The organism is Ruegeria sp. CDSA241 (genome assembly GCF_059611265.1).
Map to the genome: position 1 here is coordinate 74,799 of NZ_JBXWPF010000018.1, position 20,879 is coordinate 95,677.

The following is a 20,879-nucleotide window of genomic DNA, read 5'->3' on the forward strand; positions in this document are numbered from 1 at the left end:
GGAATGTCGGATGTAGCGGTTAAAATCTGCGGCCTGACTGCACAAGATCACGTGCGCGCAGCAGCTGATGCGGGTGCACGGTATCTTGGTTTCAACTTCTTTCCGAAATCGCCTCGATATGTTTCGCCTCAACAGGCAGCAGCTTTGTTCGAGCATGTCCCCGTTGGGGTTGCAAAGGTCGCCTTGGTTGTGAACGCCACGGATGAGTTGTTGGACAGTATCACCGCAGTCGCCCCTTTTGACATGTTGCAGCTGCATGGCTCAGAATCTGTCGAGCGGGTGCAGGAAATCAAGGCGCGCTATGGGTTGCCTGTTATCAAGGTGGTTGGTGTTGCAGATGCCGAAGACCTGGCCGCCATTGATACTTATTGCGATGTTGCCGATCAGTTGCTGATAGATGCCAAGGCGCCAAGGAGCTCGGTTCTGCCGGGTGGAAACGGGCTGGCGTTTGACTGGCGTTTACTGGCTGGGCGCAAATACTGGCGCAAGCCCTGGATGCTGGCCGGTGGGTTGAACCCCGGAAATGTGGCCGAGGCCATCCGTATGACGGGCGCGCGTCAGGTCGATGTCGCCTCAGGCGTGGAAAGTGCACCGGGCATCAAGGATGCCGCGATGGTTCGTGCGTTTGTAGACGCTGCAATTCGGGCCGGCTGAGGTATCACATCTAAGGATTCCCATGTGCGTTTTGCCATGGCAAATCCCGCCGCTACCTCCTATGAACAACGGGTACGACGATGGAGACACCCATGGCCAACGATCTTTTCAATTCCTTCATGTCCGGCCCAGACGAGCAGGGCCGTTTCGGCATTTTCGGCGGGCGTTTTGTCAGCGAAACGCTGATGCCGCTGATCCTGGCGCTGGAAGAGGAATATGAAAAGGCCAAGGACGATGCCACATTTTGGGCCGAGATGGACGATCTGTGGGCCAACTATGTGGGACGCCCCTCGCCATTATATTATGCCGAGCGCCTGACCGAGCATCTGGGTGGCGCCAAAATCTATCTGAAGCGCGATGAGCTGAACCACACCGGCGCGCACAAGATCAATAACGTATTGGGCCAGATCATTCTGGCGCGGCGCATGGGCAAGACCCGGATCATTGCCGAGACCGGCGCCGGACAGCATGGCGTGGCCACAGCCACCGTTTGCGCCAAGTTCGGTTTGAAATGCGTGGTCTATATGGGCGCGCATGATGTGCAGCGACAGGCCCCGAACGTGTTCCGCATGCGCCTGCTAGGGGCCGAAGTGATCCCTGTGACGTCAGGTCGTGGCACATTGAAAGACGCGATGAACGATGCGTTACGTGACTGGGTGACCAACGTGCGCGATACGTTTTATTGCATCGGTACAGTTGCTGGCCCGCACCCGTATCCGGCGATGGTGCGCGACTTTCAGTCGATTATCGGCAAGGAAGCAAAGGAACAGATGCACAAGGCTGAGGGCCGTTTACCCGACACGCTCATCGCCGCCATCGGTGGTGGATCGAACGCAATGGGTCTGTTCTATCCGTTCCTGGATGATAAATCCGTCAACATCATCGGAGTCGAAGCCGGTGGTAAGGGCGTGAACGACAAGATGGAACATTGCGCCTCGCTGACCGGCGGCCGCCCCGGTGTTCTGCATGGCAACCGCACCTATCTGCTGCAGGATGATGACGGGCAAATCCTCGAAGGATACTCGATCTCGGCTGGTCTGGATTACCCGGGCATTGGCCCTGAACATTCATGGCTGAATGATATCGGCCGCGCGCAATATGTGTCGATCACCGATAAAGAGGCGCTTGAGGCGTTCCAGCTTTGCTGTGCAACCGAAGGCATCATCCCGGCGCTTGAACCTAGCCATGCGCTGGCTCATGTGATGAAGATCGCGCCGGATCTGCCCAAGGATCACCTGATCTGCATGAATATGTGTGGACGTGGTGACAAGGATGTTCAGACTGTGGCGAAATATCTGAACTTCGACATGTCGGATACCGAAGGCCGCAGCGCCGATTGACCAGGCGGTAAAATTTGAAATTTCTGACAAAAGCTGTGTGCCTTTGAACGGTGTGCAGCTTTGGTTTCCAGCCTGCGGCTTTTCGAATGTTGCGCAGCTGGGTAATTTTGTTGCGCACCCGCCACAGGTGCATTTCCACCTCTCAGAATATCATTGAGCGAATCCTGCCCCTTCGCCTAAACCCGCCGTTACCGGTCAAAACGGGCCGGACCCTAGCGAGCAGAGGTGATCACTCTCTCGGTGCGGACGGCGCTGCCGAAACCGTATGCCAGGGCCGAAACCGGGGATTGGTACATGCTTTGTAGCTCAGGTGGAAGAGCGGCGGATGGCAAGTCTGTGAGCGAAGGTTCGACACCTTCCAAAGCTCCAAATGTAGCTCATTCTGGTTAGAGCAATCGACTGTTAATCGATGTGTAGCGGGTTCGAGTCCCGCCATTTGAACAAACGCTGTTAGGTCAGCACCGGCCTTCAACGCCGGTCCGTGAAAACGGTCCAAATCATTAAGGTCCGGGTGTTCCCCAGCAGGGGTGGCACCGCGCTACGTCAGGCTTCGGCCGGGCGGGGCAGGGGTCTTCGCTGCTCTGGTCTTGGGCCGGAGGGCAGATGACGGTGTCGCCGGATTGGCGCCCCGCTTGATCCCTTGGGAACAGGCGGCGCATTGGTCCCGCGCCCCTCTCTCTGACCCTCTCGCAAAAGGGCACGGCGCGGGGGATGCCCGGTCTTTCACAGCCTTTATCCGAAGGCTTCACACCTGTCACCCAATCGGGGTGCAACCCACTGAAAACATGAAAAGGAGTTCGCTTTTGCGACGACGATAGAGCGAGACGAAAAGGAGAAATGAAATGACACTATTCCAAGATCTGATCGACCGGCTGACCGGTCATCAACGGCTGACCCTGACCGAGACCCAGCGGATGCTGGTTTTGCGCAAGGGGGTAATTGACACCATCCTCGGCCCCGGGAAACACCGGCTGCCACGCAGGGATGTGCTGACCGAGCTGCACGATCTGGAGGCTCTCTTTTTCGTGTCGCCCTATGAGCGGGCGCTGCTGCAGAACCGGCCCGAACTGACCGAGGCGCACCTGACCGAGTTTCGGGCAGGGCCCGACGAGGTTCTGGTTCTGCTTCGGGATGGTGTGCCCGCTCGAGTGCTGATCCCCGAAGTACGGGCGCTGGTTTGGAAGGTTGCCGGCCCTTGGGCCGTTGAGCAACACGCGCTGACCGAGTCCATGGTTGTGCCCAAAGCGGTCGCGCAGCGGCTGGTTCGGGTGGGGCTGCAGATGCACCTGACGCGGGTCGAGATTGCCGAAGGGCATGTCGGTTTGCTGACCGTGGATGGCGTGCTGGTGGATCGGCTGAACCCCGGCGCCCATGCCTTCTGGAAGGTGGGCCGGAACGTCGAGGTCAAGCAGATCGACCTGCGGCAACGAACCCATGAGGTAACGGGTCAAGAGATCCTGACCAAGGACCGGGTGACCATCCGGGTCAACCTCAGCGCCGATTACCGGGTCGTCGATCCGGTCAAGGCGATGGGGGCGGTGAAGGATTTTGATCAGGCCCTGCACCGGGCCCTGCAACTGGTGTTCCGGAAGACCCTTGGGTCGATGACGCTTGACCGGCTACTTGCCGAGAAGGTGGGCGTTGACACCGAGGCTGCGGATCGGGTGCGGACACAAATGGCCGGGATCGGCATCGAAGTGGGTGAGATCGCGTTGAAAGACGTCATCCTGCCCGGCGAGATGCGCGAAATCCTGACCGCCGTGGTCGCTGCCGAGAAACAGGCCGAGGCCAACGTCATCCGGCGGAGGGAAGAAACCAACGCCACGCGGTCTTTGCTGAACACCGCGAAAGTGATGGCGGAAAACCCGGTGATGCTGCGACTGAAAGAGCTGGAAGCGCTGGAAACCATCGCCGGCAAGGTCGAGCGGCTGACGGTTCATAACGGAACCGAGGGTCTGATGTCTGACCTTGTGAAATTGCGGGATTGATCCCGAATAAGGGCTGGTCCGGGTGATCCCGGGCCGGTCTGCCTAGTCCTGAACCGCGTGTTGGTTGAGAATGCGCAGAGGCACGATGTCCAGCGCCCGTTGATGTGTCGCCTCAAGATGAACCTTGGGCGCGCACCCTTCGTCATGGGCTTGCAGGAAGCGACCCGCACATAGACACCAGCTGTCACCGGCACGCAGCCCGGGAAAATTAAACTCGGGGCGCGGCGTGCTGAGGTCATTGCCGACATATTTCGAATAGGCCAGAAACTCGACCGTCATTACCGCGCAAACCGTGTGGCTGCCCTGATCCTCGGGGCAGGTATTGCAGGCGCCATCGCGAAAGAACCCGGTCAGCGGATCGCGGGAGCAAGGGGCGAGCACGCCCCCCAGAACATTTATGCTTTCCTGTTTCTGCATAAGAGCATCTTACAGGCTTTGCGCAATCTTGCGGAACATTTCTATGTTGATCTCATTCACGCCAGGGTCTCGAAACTTGCGATCGGCTCCGGTGGACACGATCAGCACCCCGCGCGGCTGGTCGAAATAGATATACTGACCATAGACGCCGCGGGCCATGAACTCGCCCTCATGCGCGCCCACGGGAATCCACCACTGATATCCATAGCCGATCTTGCCCGATGCGGTCGGGGCACTGGGCAGGACCGAAGCGGCGATCCATTCAGCCGGTACCAGTTGCTGCCCATCATGAACCCCGTTTTGCAGGATCATCTGACCGAAACGCGCATAATCGCGGGTGGTGAAATTCAAGCCCCCCAGAACAAAGGCAACTCCGGCCCCGTCGGTCACGTAATAGCCATCCCGCTCCAGCCCAAGTGGCTGTACAATGCGCTCTGTAAGCAGTTCGGCCACGCTGCGACCGGTTGCTCCTCGGACCACCATACCGATAACATGGGTGTCGATTGACACGTATTTCCAGATTTCTCCGGGTGTTGCGAAACTGTCCTGCAGCGAGGCGGCAAAATCGTCCAGTTCTCGGCCTAAGGCGACCACTCGACCCATCCGGTTGATGTCAGAATTGTAATCCAGATAATCCTCGTTGAAGGTCACACCGCTGGCCATGTTCAGCACGTTGCGGATCGTCGTACCATCATAGGCCGTGCCTTGCAGTTTGGGTACGTATTGCACGACAGGATCGTCCAATGAGGCGATTGCGCCTTCGTCCAGCAATATGCCGAACAATGCAGAAAGATAGCTTTTGGCAACCGACCACGAAATGCGTCGATCGTCTGGTGTGGTGCCCAGATAGTATTCCTCAAACCGGATCTGCCCGCCCTGCATCACAAGCAAGGATGTGACCGACCGGTCTTCGATCCATTGATCCGTGCCTGCTGGCAGGTCAAACCCGGGCCCGTAAGGCAATTCCCATGTGGCCCCATCCCCGCGCGGCAAGTTGACGGTTTTGAAAGCTGCATCCATATGCGAGAAATTGTGAACGATCTTTTCGGGGGAAAACAATGAGTTCACCGCCATCAAGCGTTGAATTTCCTCGCGTTTCCAGAACCCGACAACGGCGGCTGCCAGCACAAGCATCAGCGCGATACGCAGCACCCATTTAAACAAAGCTCTCATTTGTCGCCTCCCATGATTGCCGGTATTGGAGCCTGCCCGGGAAAATTCCGCAATCCGGACGTAGGGGCAACGGCAAAGGGCGCTATTTGAACTTGTCCATCAGCTTCTGCATGGCAGACCTGCTGTCCCCGGCGGGTTCGGTAATGGTCTGGGCCGCTGGTTTTGGGTGCTCGGACGGTGACTTGGACGAACGCGGCGGTGCCGTTCGCAGGGCAACGGCGTTCATGAACTTACCGCCATCGCCATTGGCCAGGTGCCTTGCGCCATCTGCAACGCCGCGCAGGACATCTTCCAACCAGTCGCTGTCAGCCTTTGCGAAATCGCCCAAGACATATGGCGAAACCAATTCTTTCCGCCCGGGATGACCGATCCCAAGGCGCACCCGATCATAGGCTGGGCTGATATGTTCGTGGATCGACCGAAGCCCGTTGTGACCGGCATGGCCTCCGCCTGCCTTGACGCGGACCTTACCCGGCGCCAGATCCAATTCATCATGTAGGACAGTGACGTCGGTCGAATCCAACTTGTAAAACCGCATGGCCTCGCCCACCGATTGACCGGACCGGTTCATGAAGGTCTGAGGCTTGATAAGCAAAACCTTTTCTTGACCAAGCCGCCCTTCGGCGATTTCGGCCTGAAATTTGGATTTCCAAGGACCAAAGCCGCAATCCTCGGCGATCCGGTCAACGGCCATAAAGCCAATATTGTGCCGGTTTCGAGCATATTTTGATCCGGGATTTCCCAGGCCGACAAACAGCTTCATCGTCATGTCCTTGTCTCAAGCGCGATATCGCAACTGGTTGATGGCACGGATCGGGGCCGATTTTCCAGCCCAACGGGCAAAAGAAAACGGGACCCCAATGGGGCCCCGTCACAAAAACCGAAACTTTGGGTCCGGCCTTATTCTTCTTCGCTTCCGACGACTTCGACTTCATCGGGTGCAACATCACCCTCTTCGCCCTCTTCGTCATCGCTTGTAGCCAGGCCGGTTGGGGCCGAGATGTTGGCGATCACAAAGTCACGGTCGATGGTCGGCTTGGTGCCAGCAGGCAGATCGACCGACGAGATGGTGACAACGTCGTTGATGTTCAGACCGGTCAGATCAACGGTGATCTTCTCAGGAATCTCACCAGCGGTACACATCAGCTCGACCTCAGGACGGACAACGGTCAGAACGCCGCCTTTCTTGATGCCGGGGGCCTCTTCCTCGTTGATGAAATCAACCGGAATAAACAGTGCGATCTTGGTGGTCCGACGCAGGCGCATCAGGTCCAGGTGGGTCGGCAGGTCTTTGACAACGTCACGCTGAACGTCGCGGCAGATGACGCGAACGTCTTCCTGGCCTTCAACCTTCAGGTTCCACAATGTCGACTTGAACCGGCCCGCTTTCAGGCGCTTGAACAGTTCGTTGAACGGGATCTGGATCGGCAGCGGCTCTTTGTCGCCACCAAAAACAATGCCCGGAACCATGCCGTCGCGGCGTGCCTGACGAGCGGCGCCCTTGCCTGTCCCCGTCCGTTCCAGAGCTACGAGATCGGGAATCTCTCCAGCCATGATATTTCTCCAATGTTAGGGCGGGTATCCTCCAAGGCTGTATACCCGCGTGAAGCCGCGTCCTTAGCTTGATTCATTGAGTTTGGAAAGGGGTTTTTGCAGCTCGTCTATTTTGCGAGGCTCTGTCCCGCGCTCCGAGGTATTTTCGGCCAGATGAAGCAGGGAATCCTTTCTTCAACTGGCTCTAAATATCTCGGGGGAGGCGGCCAATCGGCGACAAGGACAGAGCCCCCATGCGCGCGATCAATCTGTCCAGCTCCCTCCGAAGTCTTTCGGGACAAGCAAATTGTGCCGGCCCAGATCGCTCACATTGCGTTCACCGCAAAGCGCCATGGTCGTATCAAGTTCTTTCTGAATGATCTCAAGTGCCGTGGTCACGCCTTTCTGGCCCATTGCGCCAAGACCGTAAACAAAGGCGCGCCCGATAAAGGTGCCCTTCGCGCCAAGTGCCAGTGCTTTCAGAACGTCCTGGCCAGATCGGATGCCACTGTCCAGATGCACTTCGATGTCGTTTCCGACAGCGTCCATAATCTCGGGCAGGACACGAATGGAACTGAGCGCACCGTCCAACTGGCGTCCGCCGTGGTTTGAAACCACGATGGCATCGGCGCCCAGCTTGGCGGCCATCTTGGCATCCTCGGAATCCAGGATACCCTTGAGGATCACCTTGCCGCCCCATTGGTCCATCAGCTTTTCAACTTTGCCCCAATCCAGGCTGGGGTCGAATTGTTCCGCCGTCCATGTGCCCAGCGATCTTGTATCAGTGATATTATCAACATGGCCAACAATATTGCCGAAGTTCCGCCGTTTGGCGCCTAACATTTCGATGCCCCAGGTCCATTTTGTCATCAGATTGGCGATGGTCCTAGGCGTCAGCTTCGGCGGCGCGGACAGACCATTCTTTAGGTCCTTGTGGCGCTGCCCGAGTATTTGCAAGTCCAGGGTGATCACAAGGGCCGAACATTTTGCATCCTTGGCGCGTTGGATCAGCCGAGAGACATAGTCCTGATCCTTCATGGTGTAGAGTTGGAACCAGAAGGGCGCAGTGGTGTTCTCGGCCACCTCCTCGATAGAATTGATTGACATCGTGGACAGGGTAAAGGGGACGCCAAAAGCCTCGGCTGCTTTGGCGGCTTTGATCTCACCATCCGCGTGCTGCATGCCGGTCAGACCAACGGGGGCAAGGGCAACAGGCATGGTAACATCCTGTCCGATCATCTGCGACGCCGTCGTGCGCCCGGTCATATCAACCGCTACTCGCTGGCGCAGGCGGATATCTTCGAAATCCGAGCTGTTGTCGCGAAAGGTCTGCTCGGTCCAGCTGCCGCTTTCGGCATAGTCAAAGAACATGCGCGGGACGCGTCGTTCATAGATGTGTTTGAGGTCTTGGATATTGGTGATGACGGGCATGAGATGCGGCTTTCGAAAGATTGGTCCTTTTTCTTTACCAATTTTTCGAAAGCCTCGCAACGCCACGTTTCTGTGCGCAACGTTAGGTGCAATAGAAAAACCGCAGCCGGGTTGCGCCGACTGCGGTCAAGATTGCGAAACCGGTCGTTGGATCAGGCCGAATGTGCCCCATCTGCCAGCGATTTGACAAAATCCAGAACTTCACCAACCGACTTCCCGGCGGCGATCTGGCTGACAATGGCCGAGCCGACCACAGCGCCATCGGCAACAGTTGCGATTGCCCGCGATTTTTCCGGGGTATTGATTCCAAAGCCCACGATCACTGGCAAATCCGTGGCGGATTTGATCCGAGAGACCTCGGGGCCTACATTCGTGGCCTGGGCTTCGGCTGCGCCTGTGATCCCCGTGATCGAGACGTAATACACAAATCCCGAAGTGTTCTGAAGAACGCGCGGAAGCCGTTTGTCATCCGTTGTCGGCGTGGCGAGGCGGATAAAATTCAATCCAGCCGCCTGTGCAGGCAGACAAAGTTCGTCATCTTCTTCGGGAGGCAGGTCAACGACGATCAGGCCGTCGATGCCAGCCTCTGTAGCGTCCGCCAGAAACCTTTCCACGCCGCGGCTGTAGATGGGATTGTAATACCCCATTAGCACAATAGGCGTTGTATCATCCGATTCCCGAAAAGCACGTGCAAGATCCAGTGTGCGTTGCAGGGTCATCCCGCCCTCTAGGGCGCGTTGTCCTGCTGCCTGGATGGTCGGACCATCCGCCATCGGGTCGGTGAACGGCAGCCCAAGTTCGATCACGTCGACACCGGCACCGGGCAAGCCCCTGACGATCTCAAGCGAGGTGTCGAAATCGGGGTCACCGGCCATGATGTAGGATACGAAGGCCTTTTTGCCCTCGGCCTTGAGGGCGGCGAACTTGGCGTCGATACGGGTCATCTGCGGTCCTTGCATACGGATTTGAACCTGATGTGCAGAAACTTTGCCCGGAAATCAATCCCGCTGGGCCAGATTGCTTCAGAACCCGTAGTGATAACGCATGAACACTGAGTTGACGCCGGGATTGAAACTGTCCGTGCTCGCGTTCGAATTATGGGTGATGGCCAGCGAGAGCTTGTTTCCGTTTTCCAGGGCATATCCAATTCCGAAAAGGCTGCGGATCTGGAAATTTCCGCCGAGATCATTGTCATCATTTGAGGCGTTGTAGTAGCCAGGCATCACGCTGGCCTCTGCGAACCACCGATCAGAGATCGTATAGAGACCGACCAAACCGGCGCCAATATGCGTGTCGGCATCTGCATCCACCGTCAGAGCCACACCCCAGCCAGCACTGAGGCGCGTGGCTTCGTGAAACGGGCTGTGCTGGTATTCCAGTGACACGACCGCCTGATCATTGCTGCTGGTGTGGGTGAAATCCGCATATCCTGCTCCCAATACGATGGACTGCCCGTGTGCCATGGTCGTGGTGGCCAGCAAAGTGCTCATTAAGAAAAGTGTTTTCATCTCGGTACTTCTTGGTTTTCTCAACTCCCTGTCAGTTGGTGACGTGGCAGTGGCAGTGGCAGAATCAAGTATTCGAAGTACACGTTTGATTAACAGATAAGTGATGTTGCAACTGGGACTCGACCTGTTGCCGCCGTCCGGGTTGCGCATTTGCCCGGACGTGAATAGAAGACGCCGTCGTATCGCTTCAGGAGGCCGAGATGGGCTTTAAAATGGGAATCGTGGGTTTGCCGAATGTGGGCAAGTCGACTCTCTTCAATGCGCTGACCAAGACAGCGGCTGCTCAGGCGGCGAATTTCCCGTTCTGCACCATTGAACCCAATGTGGGTGATGTGGCGGTGCCCGATGACCGGCTGGACAAGCTGGCGGCGATTGCAAGTTCAAAGCAGATCATCCCGACGCGAATGACGTTTGTGGATATCGCGGGCCTGGTAAAGGGCGCGTCAAAGGGCGAGGGGTTGGGCAACCAGTTTCTGGCCAACATCCGTGAGACTGACGCCATCGCTCATGTGTTGCGCTGCTTCGAAGATGGTGATGTGACCCATGTCGATGGCCGCGTCGATCCCGTGGCGGATGCCGATACGATTGAGACCGAACTGATGCTGGCCGATCTGGAAAGCATCGAAAAGCGCCGTGCCAATCTGGTGCGCAAGCTGAAGGGCAACGACAAAGAGGCACAGCAACAGGAACGTTTGCTTGCCGAAGCGCAGGCCATGCTGGAAGATGGCAAACCCGCGCGTCTGGTCGAAGTTAGCGACGAAGACGACAAGGCGTGGAAAATGCTGCAACTGCTGACCACCAAACCGGTTCTCTATGTCTGTAACGTCTCGGAAGAAGAGGCTGCCGAGGGCAATGAATATTCAGCCCGTGTGGCTGAAATGGCCGCAGCGCAAGGCAACTCGCACGTCATTATCAGTGCCAAGATCGAAGAAGAGATTAGCCTGCTGGAAGAGGACGAAGCGCAGATGTTCCTCGAGGAAATGGGGCTGGAAGAGCCAGGTCTCGACCGTCTGATCCGCGCAGGCTACGACCTGCTGAAGCTGGAAACCTATTTCACCGTCGGCCCGAAAGAGGCCCGCGCCTGGACCATCCGCACCGGCACCGCCGCGCCGCAGGCTGCTGGCGTCATCCATGGCGATTTCGAAAAGGGTTTCATCCGTGCTGAAACGATCGCCTATGACGACTATGTTTCGGCAAACGGAGAGCAAGGCGCCAAAGAGGCAGGCAAGATGCGCGCCGAAGGCAAGGGCTATGTCGTCAAGGATGGCGATGTGATGCACTTCTTGTTTAATACCTAAGCGCCTTGGCATTGCGAACTGCAGAAAAGTCAGATGCGTCCAGTATCGCTGCCATCTCGATTGAAGTATGGATCGGAACCTACCTCAAACATGGTGTCAGTGGGATTTTTGCAGATTTCGCCTTGTCGGAATTCACAACAAGCAAAGTATTAGAACAGATTCAAAACCCGGATGAATTCATTCTGGTGTCCGACAATAATCAGGGGATTGACGGGTTCATCCGTGTTTCCCCTGCACGCATCGCCCCTGTTTCCGGGTGGTGGGGCATGGAGATATCGACATTCTACGTCCAGCCGCGCCATCACGGAAAAGGTATCGGAAGGCGTCTTTTGGCAGCTGCGCTGGAACATTGCCGGGATCAGGGGGCAGATGTGGTCTGGCTGATGACCAATGCTGAGAACACCTCGGCCATCAAGTTCTATCTGGCCAAGGGTTTTGAGTTCATTGGAGAGACCCACTTTCAGATCGACGATCAGAAGTATTTGAACAACGTCTATGCGTTGCACTTTTCCTGATCAGGGAATGAGGCCCCTTTCCAGACCAAATATTCTGTAAGACGGTCTTCTTTCCCTCTGCTTCAAGCGTTCATGCGCTTTGTGGCATCTTCCAGAATGAGGTCCGCGCCGCGCGCGGCCAGCATCATCACAGGCGCATTTGTGTTGCCTGAGGTGATGCTTGGAAACGAGGACGCGTCGACCACCCTAAGGCCTGCCACCCCATGCACCCGCAGTCGAGAATCCAGAACTGAATCCTGTTCCGATGTCCCCATGCGACATGTACAGCTTGGATGAAATATAGTTCCGGCGTTGGCGCGGAAATTCTCTAACATCTGGTCGTCATTCATCCGCGTAACATCTGGTTCTATCCGGGTCCGCGTAACACTGCGGATCGCCTCAGTCTGCGCCAGCTTCTGTAACACCCGACCCGCTTTGATAGCCATGTCGCAGTCATGGTTTGTGGAGAGAGAATTCGGTTGGATGGCGGGTGCATCCATGGGATCTGCCGAACGGATGTTGATCTCCCCTCTGCTTGTCGGCCTGCAGGGCTGGGCGCACAGAAGAAAGCCTGCTTCGGTATCAACGCCCGGCTGTCCTTTGGTGTCGGTCTTATAGGACATCGGATTGCAATAGATTTGCATATCAGCAAATTCGGCGGTTTCGTCCGAACGCACAAAGCCGCTGACCTGGTTGACGGGGACGCTGAGTGGCCCGCTGCGGGTCAGCAGATAACGAATACCGGACAACATCTGTCCCAACCGATTGCCAAGCGTATTATTCAATGTCGGCTCGGTCGCATGAAAGAAATGGGATATGCCAAGATGATCCTGCAATCCCTGTCCAACCTGCGACAGGTTATGGCGCACTTTGATGCCGTGCCTTTTCAACAGGTTCGCAGGCCCGATCCCCGAAAGCTGCAAGAGCTGTGGCGAGTTTACGGCTCCCGCAGACAGGATGACTTCACGGATCGCGAAGGACGTAACCACCTGACCTCCAACGTGATAGCGGACACCGGTGGCTTTGCCCTGATCCAGAATGACGTTCTGCACCAGAGCATTGGATACCACCCGCAGATTGCTGCGTTTCAGCGCAGGGCGCAGGAACGCGGCTGCTGATGACCAGCGGCGGCCGTTTTTGACGGTGCTGCGCAGGTTCATCATCCCTTCGGCGTCCTGACCGTTCAGATTGTCCGAAACATGCCAGCCCATCTGCCGTGAGGCCTCCAGAAAGTGGCGCGAAAACGGGTGCATGCCCTCACTGACATCACTGACCACAAGGGGTCCGTCCGTTGACGAAGGTGTTTGGCCTCTTTCGACATGGGTCTCGATCGCCTCATATGTCTGGCGAACCGTTTCCCAGTTCCAACCCTCTGCGCCTGCCTTGGCCCAGTCATCAAAATCATGCGAGAGGCCTCGCAAATATGCCATGGCGTTGATCGAGCTTGATCCGCCAATAACCCGCCCGCGCGGCCAATAGGCCTGACGGTTGTTCAACCCGGGATCAGCCTGGGCAGAGTAACACCAGTTCACCTTGGGATCGTTGAAGGTTTTGCCGTATCCCAGCGGTACATTGATCCAGAAACGGCGATCGGTTCCACCGGCTTCTATCAGCAACACTTTATGGCTGCCACACGCGCTCAGCTTGTTTGCCAGCACGCAGCCGGCAGATCCGGCGCCCACGATGATATAGTCGAAGGTCTGCGTCATCTCGAACCGTTTTGGGTAATAGGCCCCATGATTTGCACGCAAAGATTGTCAATTCAAACAATGTATATTACCCATTAGGCATAATTTTCATTGAAGGTAAGAAATGGCGAAACTGCCCCATGTCACCTGGTTGCGGGCTTTTGAAGTTGCCGCGCGTCACAACAGTTTCTCTGCGGCAGCAGAAGAGCTGGGGCTGACATCAGCCGCCGTCAGTCAGCAGATACGGTTGTTAGAGAAGCACCTAAACGTATCCCTGTTCGAACGCTTGCCGCGCGGGGTTGCCCTGACCGAAATCGGGCGGGCCTATGCGATGCCGGTTCAAAAGACGTTTTCCGAGTTAAGAGACGCAACCAGCGGCCTTTTCACCAATTCCCGCAGGCGGGTGGTCAAAATACGGGCCTCCATCTCATGTGCGGGGCTGGTAATCGCACCAAGACTGTTTGAGTTTGAAAACCTGCACTCCGACATCAAAGTGGACCTCTCCACCTTCGTCTGGGCGAACCGGTTTGGAGAGGAAGAAAGCGATATTGATATCCGGTTCGGCTATGGTGACTGGGATGACGGGATCGTCTCGCATCTGGGCCATGAATGTGCGGTGCCGGTCTGCCATCCCGATTATGCGGCATCTTTTGGCGCAGATCTGAGCATTCAAAATCTGGCCCAGGGCCGGGTCGTCGCAATCAAAGGGTCCGAGAATGACTGGATGAGATTGTCCGATCAATACACGCTCAATTTGGGGGCGCCCTCCAGAACGCTTCGAATGGATTCGTCATTTTTGGCCTTGCAGGCCGTCACGGCGGGGCAGGGCGCGGCCATGGTATTAGAAAGCTTTGCCCATGAGTACATTAAGCAGGGTTTGCTGGTGGCACCTTTTGATTACCGCCTGCCCATTCAACCTTCGCACTATCTGGTTAAGCGCAAAGGCGCTGAAGACCGCATCGAGGTACAGGTTTTCGCAAGTTGGGTGACGTCACTCTATTAGTGGGCTATTCCAGCGATACCCAAAGCACACGGGCATCTTCGGTACTGGTTGAAATACAGCCGTGCCCCATTCCACTGTCATAATAGAGCGAGTCCCCGGCTTTCATCGGCAGCGGTCGGTAGTGTTCCGACACAAAAGTCAGCTCTCCGCTGAGGACAAACATGAACTCTTCTCCAGAATGGCGAATCCAGTTTTCAAATTCGGAAATGTCGCGCGCCTTGATTGTCGCGATATAGGGCAGCATCCGTTTGCTGGTCAGCTCTGAACACAGCAATTCATGGATATATGTGGAGGTGTCCTTGATCTCACCGTCGCCCTTGGGCGTATAATCGCGACGGCCTGATATACCCGATTGACCGGACTGTAGAAACAGCTGCGGTGTGCTGAGGTCAAGCGCCTGTGTGAGCCGCCGAACAATATCAAAGCTGGGCTTTGTCTGGTTGTTTTCGATTTTTGACAGGGTTGATCGACCGATCCCGGCAGCACGACCGGCTTCTTCCAAAGTCCAGCCTTTTGCACGGCGCGCGTCGCGGATCGAGCGGCCCAGAGCCATACCCTCGTCCTGTTCGTCCATTCCGGAAACATCCGTTAAATTCTCTTCTGCCACGTGAAATCCCCCTGTTTTATCGATGCTTGCATAATTTCCAATCAAAATCAAATTCACCATTGTAAGAAAAATGTTGCCTTAAGGATAAAAATTCCACTATAGGAAACAAAGTTTCGCGAATTGGATTCGAAACCTTGGGAGGAGACCATGTTTAAAACGTCGCTGGCTGAGGCCGATCCGGTAATCTCTGCGTCGATTTCCCATGAGGGTGCCCGTCAGGCGGATCAGATCGAACTGATCGCATCTGAAAACATCGTCTCGCAGGCGGTGATTGATGCGCAGGGGTCTGTGCTGACCAACAAATACGCCGAAGGGTATCCCGGTCGCCGGTATTACGGTGGCTGCGAATATGTCGACGAGGTCGAATCCGAAGCTATCGAGCGGTTGAAGAAACTGTTTGGGTGCGAATACGCAAACGTTCAACCTCATTCCGGCGCTCAGGCGAATGGAGCGGTCAAGCTGGCGCTGCTTAGCCCCGGTGACACGATATTGGGAATGTCGCTGGATGCTGGCGGGCACCTGACCCACGGCGCGAAACCCGCGCAATCGGGCAAATGGTTCCGTCCGGTGCAATACGGTCTGAACGATGCCGGGCTGATTGATTATGATCAGGTCGAGGCATTGGCAGAAGCTGAGAAGCCCAAGCTGATCATCGCGGGCGCATCGGCCTATTCGCAAAAAATCGACTTTGCGCGCTTTCGGGCAATCGCTGACAAGGTTGGGGCCTGGCTGCTGGCAGATATGGCGCATATCGCGGGGCTGGTGGCGACTGGGCTGCATCCGTCGCCTATTGGGCACGCTCATGTGGTGACGTCGACCACTCATAAGACCCTACGTGGACCACGCGGTGGGATCATCCTGACCAATGATGAAACACTCGCCAAAAAGATCAACTCGGCAGTGTTTCCGGGTCTGCAGGGTGGCCCGCTGATGCATGTGATCGCGGGCAAGGCTGTAGCCTTTGGTGAAGCTTTGAAGCCTGAGTTCAAAACCTACATGCAGCGCGTAGTCGACAGCGCGGCGGCTTTGGCGAATGTGATGATGGCGCGAGGCTGTGACATCGTTTCCGGCGGAACTGAGAACCATCTGATGTTGGTCGATCTGCGCCCCATCGGCGTGACTGGCAAAGATGCCGAGGCCGCGCTTGAGCGTGCAGGTTTTACTTGCAACAAAAACAGTGTTCCCGGCGATCCGCAAAAGCCAACGATTACCAGTGGTATTCGTCTGGGCACCGCTGCCGGATGCAGCCGTGGATTTGGCCCCGAAGAGTTTACGACGATCGGTCATCTGATTGGCAACGTGCTGGACGCTTTGGCTCAGTCGTCTGACGGGGATGCGACCGTCGAAAAAGAAACTCGTGAAAAAGTCCGCGCCCTGTGCGCGAGCCATCCGATCTACTGAGGTTAAATCATGAGCACCTATGACCTGATCGTTATTGGCGGTGGCCCCGGTGGATATGTAGCGGCCATTCGTGCCGCTCAGCTGGGCATGAATGTCGCTTGCGTCGAGGGGCGGGGTGCTCTTGGCGGAACCTGTCTGAATGTGGGGTGCATACCCTCCAAAGCGTTGCTGACCTCCTCGGCCAAATATGCCGAGATCAGCCATCTCTCCTCCCATGGCATTGAGGTCGAGGGGGCCAGCATCGACATCGGTGCGATGATGGGGCGCAAGGAAAAGATTGTTGGTGACCTGACCAAAGGGATCGGATTCCTGTTCAAAAAGAACGGTATCGACCTGATCGAAGGTTGGGCCAGCATTCCGGCTGCAGGGCAGGTTCAGGTCGGCGACACGATCCATGAGGCAAAGAACATCCTGATCGCCACCGGGTCCGAGCCGACCTCGCTGCCGGGGATTGAGATTGACGAGCAAGATATCCTCAGCTCGACCGGGGCGATTGCGCTGGACACCGTGCCGGATCATCTGGTGGTGATCGGTGCCGGTGTCATCGGATTGGAACTGGGTCAGGTCTGGGCGCGTCTGGGTGCCAAAGTCACGGTGGTTGAATATCTCGACCGTGTTCTGCCCGGCATTGATGGAGAGATCACCAAGCTGGCACAGCGCGCCCTGTCAAAGCGCGGGTTGAAATTCCAATTGGGCCGGGCGCTGAAATCGGTCGGGAAAACCGACGCGGGCCTGTCCCTGATCGTGGACCGGGTTGGCAAGGACAAGGAAGAAGTGATCGAGGCCGACAAGGTCCTGATCGCTGTAGGCCGCCGCCCTGTGACGCGCGGACTGGGGTTGGAAGATCTGGGCGTTGCCATCAACCAACACGGTTTTATCGAGGTCGATGGAGCGTTCCAGACCTCGGTGCCCGGTATCTATGCGATTGGCGATTGTGTGCCAGGGCCAATGCTGGCGCATAAGGCCGAAGAAGATGGCGTCGCCTGTGTTGAAATACTGGCCGGTCAGGCCGGACATGTGGATTACAACACTGTTCCGGGCGTGGTTTATACTGACCCCGAAGTTGCCTCGGTCGGATTGACCGAAGAAGCGCTTAAAGAAGCGGGGACAGAATATTCCGTGGGCAAGTTCGCCTTCATGGCCAATTCTCGGGCGCGTTCGACCGGTGAAACGGATGGTGCGGTCAAGGTTCTGGCTGGCGATGACGGTCAAATCCTGGGCGCGCATATCTGCGGCGCGCATGGCGGTGACCTGATTGCCGAGCTGGTTCTGGCCATGACCAAAGGCGCAACAGTTGCTGAAGTTGCCGCAACCTGTCATGCGCACCCTGCCATGGGCGAGGCGGTCAAAGAGGCCTGCCTTGACGCCCTGGGCCGTGCGATTCACGCTTAACGAGGATCAGCCAGATGACCATCCAGCTTCGCCCTCGCCACCCGGAAAAAGCCAAAAAGGCTGACAGTGTCATTCCGCGTAAACCGAAATGGATTCGGAAGAAACGGGTTGAAAGCGCAGAATATTACGAAACCCGCCGCCTGATGCGTGACCATAATCTGGCTACCGTTTGCGAAGAGGCTGCTTGCCCAAATATCGGCGAATGCTGGTCCAAGCACCACGCCACCATGATGATCATGGGCGAGGTCTGTACCCGCGGCTGTTCCTTCTGCAACGTTGCCACTGGCCGCCCCGACGCTCTGGACCAGTTCGAACCCGGCCGTGTGGCCGTTGCGGTGAAAAAGCTGGGCCTGCGTCATGTCGTGATCACCTCGGTTGACCGGGATGATCTGGCTGATGGCGGCGCTGAACATATTGCCCAAACCATCCGTGCTGTGCGCCACCAGAATCCCGGCACAACGGTAGAAGTTCTGACCCCCGACTTTCTGGGCAAAGGGGACGCGGCCGATCTGGTATTTGCGGCCGCCCCCGACGTATTCAATCACAATCTCGAAACGGTTCCGCATCTGTATCCCACGGTGCGTCCGGGCGCGCGGTATTACACTTCGCTGCGTCTGTTGGACGATGCCAAGCGCGCCAACCCCGAGATCTTTACCAAATCGGGCCTGATGGTCGGGCTGGGTGAAAGCCTTGGCGATGTGCGGCAGGTGATGGATGACCTGCGCGCCGCGAATGTCGATTTTCTGACAGTGGGGCAATACCTGCAGCCGACCGCAAAACATCACCCGATTGACCGGTTCTGGACACCGGAAGAATTCGCTCAGCTTGAGCAGATCGCACGCTCAAAGGGCTTTCTGCACGTGTCAGCCACGCCGCTGACCCGTTCGTCGTTCCACGCGGACGAAGACTTTGCCGCCCTCAAGCAAGCTCGCCAACGGGCGATTGCTGCCGGGGCATAATCCAAACGCGCTAGGGAGGAATACCATGGAAGCGTTAAATTCAATCGTAGGGGCCATCAATGGCGTCGTGTGGGGGCCGCTGATGCTGGTCCTCATTCTTGGCGTTGGCTTCTTCCTGCAGGTGGGGCTGAAATTCATGCCGATCCTGCGTATCGGCACGGGCTTTAAGCTGCTGTTTGCCGGTCGTGAAAGTCAGGGCGATGGGCAAATCAGCCCGTTCAACGCACTGATGACGTCGCTGTCGGCGACCATCGGTACGGGTAACATCGCCGGTGTGGCTACTGCTGTCTTCCTGGGCGGTCCGGGCGCTTTGTTCTGGATGTGGATGACCGCCCTGGTGGGCATGGCCACCAAATATGCCGAGGCTGTTCTGGCGGTGAAATACCGTGAGAAGGACGAGCTGGGCAACTTTGTCGGTGGTCCGATGTACTACATCAAGAACGGCCTGGGTGCGAAATGGGCCTGGCTGGGTGTTGCATTTGCCCTGTTCGGCGCAGTTGCAGCCTTTGGTATCGGCAACGGTGTGCAAGCCAATGGTGTTGCACAGGTTCTCGAAGCCAATTTCGGCCTGAATACCTCGGTCACCGGTGTGGTGCTGATGGTTCTGACCGCCGCTGTAATCCTGGGTGGTATCACGCGTATCGGTGCCGTTGCCGGTAAACTGGTTCCGTTCATGGCGATTGCCTATATCATCGCGGGTCTGCTGGTTCTGCTGATCAATATCGGTGAAATCGGCAATGCTGTGTCGTTGGTCTTCACCTACGCCTTCACACCCTCGGCCGCCGAAGGTGGTTTTGCGGGCGCAGCCGTTTGGGCCGCCATCCGCTTTGGTGTGGCGCGCGGTGTCTTCTCGAACGAAGCCGGTCTGGGTTCCGCCCCGATCGCGCACGCAGCAGCCGAAACCAAAGGTCCGGTAAACCAGGGCCTGATCGCGATGCTGGGAACGTTCATCGACACTATCATCGTCTGCTCGATCACCGGTTTGGCAATCATCGCCTCAGGTGCGTGGACCACGGGTGAATCCGGTGCCGCGTTGACTTCGGCCGCCTTCGAAATGTCGTTGCCGGGCATTGGTGGCTACTTGATCGCCATCGCGCTGTCGATCTTCGCCTTCACCACCATCCTCGGCTGGTCATTCTACGGAGAGAAATGCGTCGAATTCCTGCTGGGTGTCAAATCCCTGATGCCGTACCGCATTCTGTGGATTATCATGATCTACTTCGGCGCAACCGCGGATCTGGGCTTTATCTGGCTGCTTGCAGATACGCTGAACGCCATGATGGCAATCCCGAACCTAATCGCCTTGGCATTGCTGAGCCCAATCGTCTTCAAATTGACGAAAGAGTTCTTTGCCTCCGGTGGTAAGTCCGAAGAGCCGGGCGGCACGCCTGCCGAATAATCCGGGCACTGAAAACCTACGGGGGGCCATTCCGGCCCCCCGACTTGAAACAGAATTCCTATCTCGAGGAGAGGCGTGATGGCCACGAAAATCCTGCTGCCGATTGATCACTCTGACGACCGTTCCTGGAAACAGGCATTGCCGGTCGCATTGGAACAGGCGAAATTCTACGGTGCCGAACTGCATGCGGTCGCCGTCATCCCCGAGATCATCCAGCTGCCGAACCTGCCCGCCAATTATGGCGCCGGTGCCAAAGAGCATGTGCGCAACGCGGTTCAGGCCATCTTGGACAATGGTGACGCCGCGGGCGTTGCTGTCCATGTCCAAGAGGGCAGCGTCTACCGCGAAATTCTGAAGCTCGCTCACAAAGAGGGCTTCGACATGATCGTCATGGCGTCGACCAAGGGCGATTTCCCGAATTATGAAATTGGTCCGAACCTGGCACGCGTGGTGCGCAATGCGCATTGCACCGTCATGGTAGTTCGTGACCAGTCCCGCTGATCGAAAGGTACCTGAAATGACGGATATTAGGCGCACGCCTTTGCATGGTTTGCATGTTGAGTTGGGTGGGAAGTTGGTTGATTTTGCGGGCTG

20 protein-coding genes and 1 tRNA gene are annotated in these 20,879 nt (G+C 56.9%); 12 read left to right on the forward strand and 9 right to left on the reverse strand.

Going from position 1 to position 20,879, the window contains the following annotated elements; genetic code table 11:
* Nucleotides 1-3: 3 nt before the first annotated feature.
* The 4 genes from AC2FJV_RS16115 (at nt 4) to AC2FJV_RS16130 (ending at nt 3,982) form a co-directional block, all read left to right on the forward strand.
* Nucleotides 4-654: a phosphoribosylanthranilate isomerase gene (locus tag AC2FJV_RS16115; RefSeq protein ID WP_496690361.1), complete on the forward strand. Its 651-nt coding sequence runs from the start codon at nt 4-6 to the stop codon at nt 652-654.
* 92 nt (nt 655-746) lie between these two features.
* Nucleotides 747-1,994: a tryptophan synthase subunit beta gene (gene trpB, locus AC2FJV_RS16120; protein WP_281973469.1), complete on the forward strand. Its 1,248-nt coding sequence runs from the start codon at nt 747-749 to the stop codon at nt 1,992-1,994.
* A gap of 366 nt (nt 1,995-2,360) precedes the next feature.
* A tRNA-Asn gene (locus tag AC2FJV_RS16125) sits at nt 2,361-2,435 on the forward strand.
* Between the two features lie 401 nt (nt 2,436-2,836).
* The gene (locus AC2FJV_RS16130) at nt 2,837-3,982 is read left to right on the forward strand and encodes a slipin family protein (RefSeq protein ID WP_496714074.1); all 1,146 of its coding nucleotides are present in this window, start codon (nt 2,837-2,839) and stop codon (nt 3,980-3,982) included.
* Nucleotides 3,983-4,024: 42 nt separating this feature from the next.
* Here the strand turns inward: AC2FJV_RS16130 and AC2FJV_RS16135 are convergent, their stop codons facing one another.
* The 7 genes from AC2FJV_RS16135 to AC2FJV_RS16165 all read right to left on the reverse strand — a co-directional run bounded on the left by AC2FJV_RS16135 (nt 4,025) and on the right by AC2FJV_RS16165 (nt 10,044).
* Nucleotides 4,025-4,399, reverse strand: a complete 375-nt coding sequence (locus tag AC2FJV_RS16135; protein WP_142639459.1) for a DUF2237 family protein — start codon at nt 4,397-4,399, stop codon at nt 4,025-4,027.
* A gap of 9 nt (nt 4,400-4,408) precedes the next feature.
* Entirely contained in the window at nt 4,409-5,572 is a 1,164-nt protein-coding gene (locus AC2FJV_RS16140; protein ID WP_142639460.1) for a serine hydrolase domain-containing protein, read from the reverse strand.
* Between the two features lie 82 nt (nt 5,573-5,654).
* Nucleotides 5,655-6,335, reverse strand: a complete 681-nt coding sequence (pth, locus tag AC2FJV_RS16145) for an aminoacyl-tRNA hydrolase (RefSeq protein WP_142639462.1) — start codon at nt 6,333-6,335, stop codon at nt 5,655-5,657.
* 137 nt (nt 6,336-6,472) lie between these two features.
* Nucleotides 6,473-7,126 carry a 50S ribosomal protein L25/general stress protein Ctc gene (locus tag AC2FJV_RS16150; protein WP_142639464.1) on the reverse strand — a complete coding sequence of 218 codons (654 nt, stop codon included), beginning with the start codon at nt 7,124-7,126 and terminating at the stop codon, nt 6,473-6,475.
* 243 nt (nt 7,127-7,369) lie between these two features.
* Nucleotides 7,370-8,536, reverse strand: coding sequence for an alpha-hydroxy acid oxidase (locus tag AC2FJV_RS16155; protein ID WP_142639467.1), 1,167 nt, complete (start codon nt 8,534-8,536; stop codon nt 7,370-7,372).
* A 152-nt stretch (nt 8,537-8,688) separates the two neighbouring features.
* Entirely contained in the window at nt 8,689-9,480 is a 792-nt protein-coding gene (trpA, locus tag AC2FJV_RS16160) for a tryptophan synthase subunit alpha (RefSeq protein ID WP_281995895.1), read from the reverse strand.
* A 78-nt stretch (nt 9,481-9,558) separates the two neighbouring features.
* Nucleotides 9,559-10,044 carry an acyloxyacyl hydrolase gene (locus tag AC2FJV_RS16165; protein WP_142639471.1) on the reverse strand — a complete coding sequence of 162 codons (486 nt, stop codon included), beginning with the start codon at nt 10,042-10,044 and terminating at the stop codon, nt 9,559-9,561.
* Nucleotides 10,045-10,244: 200 nt separating this feature from the next.
* On the opposite strand from AC2FJV_RS16165, the gene ychF reads away from it, so the two are divergent.
* A complete protein-coding gene (ychF, locus tag AC2FJV_RS16170) occupies nt 10,245-11,342 on the forward strand; it encodes a redox-regulated ATPase YchF (RefSeq protein ID WP_281995894.1) in 1,098 nt (365 codons plus the stop codon).
* An 11-nt stretch (nt 11,343-11,353) separates the two neighbouring features.
* A complete protein-coding gene (locus AC2FJV_RS16175; RefSeq protein WP_334223320.1) occupies nt 11,354-11,857 on the forward strand; it encodes a GNAT family N-acetyltransferase in 504 nt (167 codons plus the stop codon).
* 62 nt (nt 11,858-11,919) lie between these two features.
* Here the strand turns inward: AC2FJV_RS16175 and AC2FJV_RS16180 are convergent, their stop codons facing one another.
* Nucleotides 11,920-13,545, reverse strand: coding sequence for a GMC family oxidoreductase (locus tag AC2FJV_RS16180; protein ID WP_281995924.1), 1,626 nt, complete (start codon nt 13,543-13,545; stop codon nt 11,920-11,922).
* Between the two features lie 103 nt (nt 13,546-13,648).
* Here AC2FJV_RS16180 and AC2FJV_RS16185 point away from each other — a divergent pair, with 103 nt between their 5' ends.
* On the forward strand, nt 13,649-14,527 hold the full coding sequence (locus tag AC2FJV_RS16185; protein ID WP_281995892.1) for a LysR family transcriptional regulator: 879 nt from the start codon (nt 13,649-13,651) through the stop codon (nt 14,525-14,527).
* Between the two features lie 4 nt (nt 14,528-14,531).
* Here the strand turns inward: AC2FJV_RS16185 and AC2FJV_RS16190 are convergent, their stop codons facing one another.
* Nucleotides 14,532-15,101 carry a helix-turn-helix domain-containing protein gene (locus AC2FJV_RS16190; RefSeq protein ID WP_185956736.1) on the reverse strand — a complete coding sequence of 190 codons (570 nt, stop codon included), beginning with the start codon at nt 15,099-15,101 and terminating at the stop codon, nt 14,532-14,534.
* 180 nt (nt 15,102-15,281) lie between these two features.
* On the opposite strand from AC2FJV_RS16190, the gene glyA reads away from it, so the two are divergent.
* From glyA to AC2FJV_RS16215, 5 genes are all read left to right on the forward strand, one after another.
* Complete coding sequence (glyA, locus tag AC2FJV_RS16195; protein ID WP_496714075.1) at nt 15,282-16,535, forward strand: serine hydroxymethyltransferase; 1,254 nt, start codon at nt 15,282-15,284, stop codon at nt 16,533-16,535.
* 9 nt (nt 16,536-16,544) lie between these two features.
* On the forward strand, nt 16,545-17,927 hold the full coding sequence (lpdA, locus tag AC2FJV_RS16200) for a dihydrolipoyl dehydrogenase (RefSeq protein WP_496714076.1): 1,383 nt from the start codon (nt 16,545-16,547) through the stop codon (nt 17,925-17,927).
* Nucleotides 17,928-17,941: 14 nt separating this feature from the next.
* Nucleotides 17,942-18,886 (forward strand): lipoyl synthase, encoded by a 945-nt coding sequence (gene lipA / locus AC2FJV_RS16205; RefSeq protein ID WP_496714077.1) that lies wholly within the window; start codon nt 17,942-17,944, stop codon nt 18,884-18,886.
* Between the two features lie 25 nt (nt 18,887-18,911).
* Complete coding sequence (locus AC2FJV_RS16210) at nt 18,912-20,285, forward strand: alanine/glycine:cation symporter family protein (protein WP_496690355.1); 1,374 nt, start codon at nt 18,912-18,914, stop codon at nt 20,283-20,285.
* A 78-nt stretch (nt 20,286-20,363) separates the two neighbouring features.
* A complete protein-coding gene (locus AC2FJV_RS16215) occupies nt 20,364-20,786 on the forward strand; it encodes a universal stress protein (RefSeq protein WP_142639489.1) in 423 nt (140 codons plus the stop codon).
* Nucleotides 20,787-20,879: the final 93 nt, after the last annotated feature.

Coding starts and splice junctions, on each gene's coding strand:
- AC2FJV_RS16155 (WP_142639467.1), bottom strand. CDS start 8,536: ATGCCCGTCATCACCAATATCCAAGACCTCAAACACATCTATGAACGA.
- ychF (WP_281995894.1), top strand. CDS start 10,245: ATGGGCTTTAAAATGGGAATCGTGGGTTTGCCGAATGTGGGCAAGTCG.
- AC2FJV_RS16165 (WP_142639471.1), bottom strand. CDS start 10,044: ATGAAAACACTTTTCTTAATGAGCACTTTGCTGGCCACCACGACCATG.
- AC2FJV_RS16135 (WP_142639459.1), bottom strand. CDS start 4,399: ATGCAGAAACAGGAAAGCATAAATGTTCTGGGGGGCGTGCTCGCCCCT.
- AC2FJV_RS16190 (WP_185956736.1), bottom strand. CDS start 15,101: ATGGACGAACAGGACGAGGGTATGGCTCTGGGCCGCTCGATCCGCGAC.
- pth (WP_142639462.1), bottom strand. CDS start 6,335: ATGAAGCTGTTTGTCGGCCTGGGAAATCCCGGATCAAAATATGCTCGA.
- AC2FJV_RS16140 (WP_142639460.1), bottom strand. CDS start 5,572: ATGAGAGCTTTGTTTAAATGGGTGCTGCGTATCGCGCTGATGCTTGTG.
- AC2FJV_RS16115 (WP_496690361.1), top strand. CDS start 4: ATGTCGGATGTAGCGGTTAAAATCTGCGGCCTGACTGCACAAGATCAC.
- glyA (WP_496714075.1), top strand. CDS start 15,282: ATGTTTAAAACGTCGCTGGCTGAGGCCGATCCGGTAATCTCTGCGTCG.
- trpB (WP_281973469.1), top strand. CDS start 747: ATGGCCAACGATCTTTTCAATTCCTTCATGTCCGGCCCAGACGAGCAG.
- AC2FJV_RS16215 (WP_142639489.1), top strand. CDS start 20,364: ATGGCCACGAAAATCCTGCTGCCGATTGATCACTCTGACGACCGTTCC.
- AC2FJV_RS16150 (WP_142639464.1), bottom strand. CDS start 7,126: ATGGCTGGAGAGATTCCCGATCTCGTAGCTCTGGAACGGACGGGGACA.
- trpA (WP_281995895.1), bottom strand. CDS start 9,480: ATGACCCGTATCGACGCCAAGTTCGCCGCCCTCAAGGCCGAGGGCAAA.
- AC2FJV_RS16210 (WP_496690355.1), top strand. CDS start 18,912: ATGGAAGCGTTAAATTCAATCGTAGGGGCCATCAATGGCGTCGTGTGG.
- lpdA (WP_496714076.1), top strand. CDS start 16,545: ATGAGCACCTATGACCTGATCGTTATTGGCGGTGGCCCCGGTGGATAT.
- lipA (WP_496714077.1), top strand. CDS start 17,942: ATGACCATCCAGCTTCGCCCTCGCCACCCGGAAAAAGCCAAAAAGGCT.
- AC2FJV_RS16180 (WP_281995924.1), bottom strand. CDS start 13,545: ATGACGCAGACCTTCGACTATATCATCGTGGGCGCCGGATCTGCCGGC.
- AC2FJV_RS16130 (WP_496714074.1), top strand. CDS start 2,837: ATGACACTATTCCAAGATCTGATCGACCGGCTGACCGGTCATCAACGG.
- AC2FJV_RS16185 (WP_281995892.1), top strand. CDS start 13,649: ATGGCGAAACTGCCCCATGTCACCTGGTTGCGGGCTTTTGAAGTTGCC.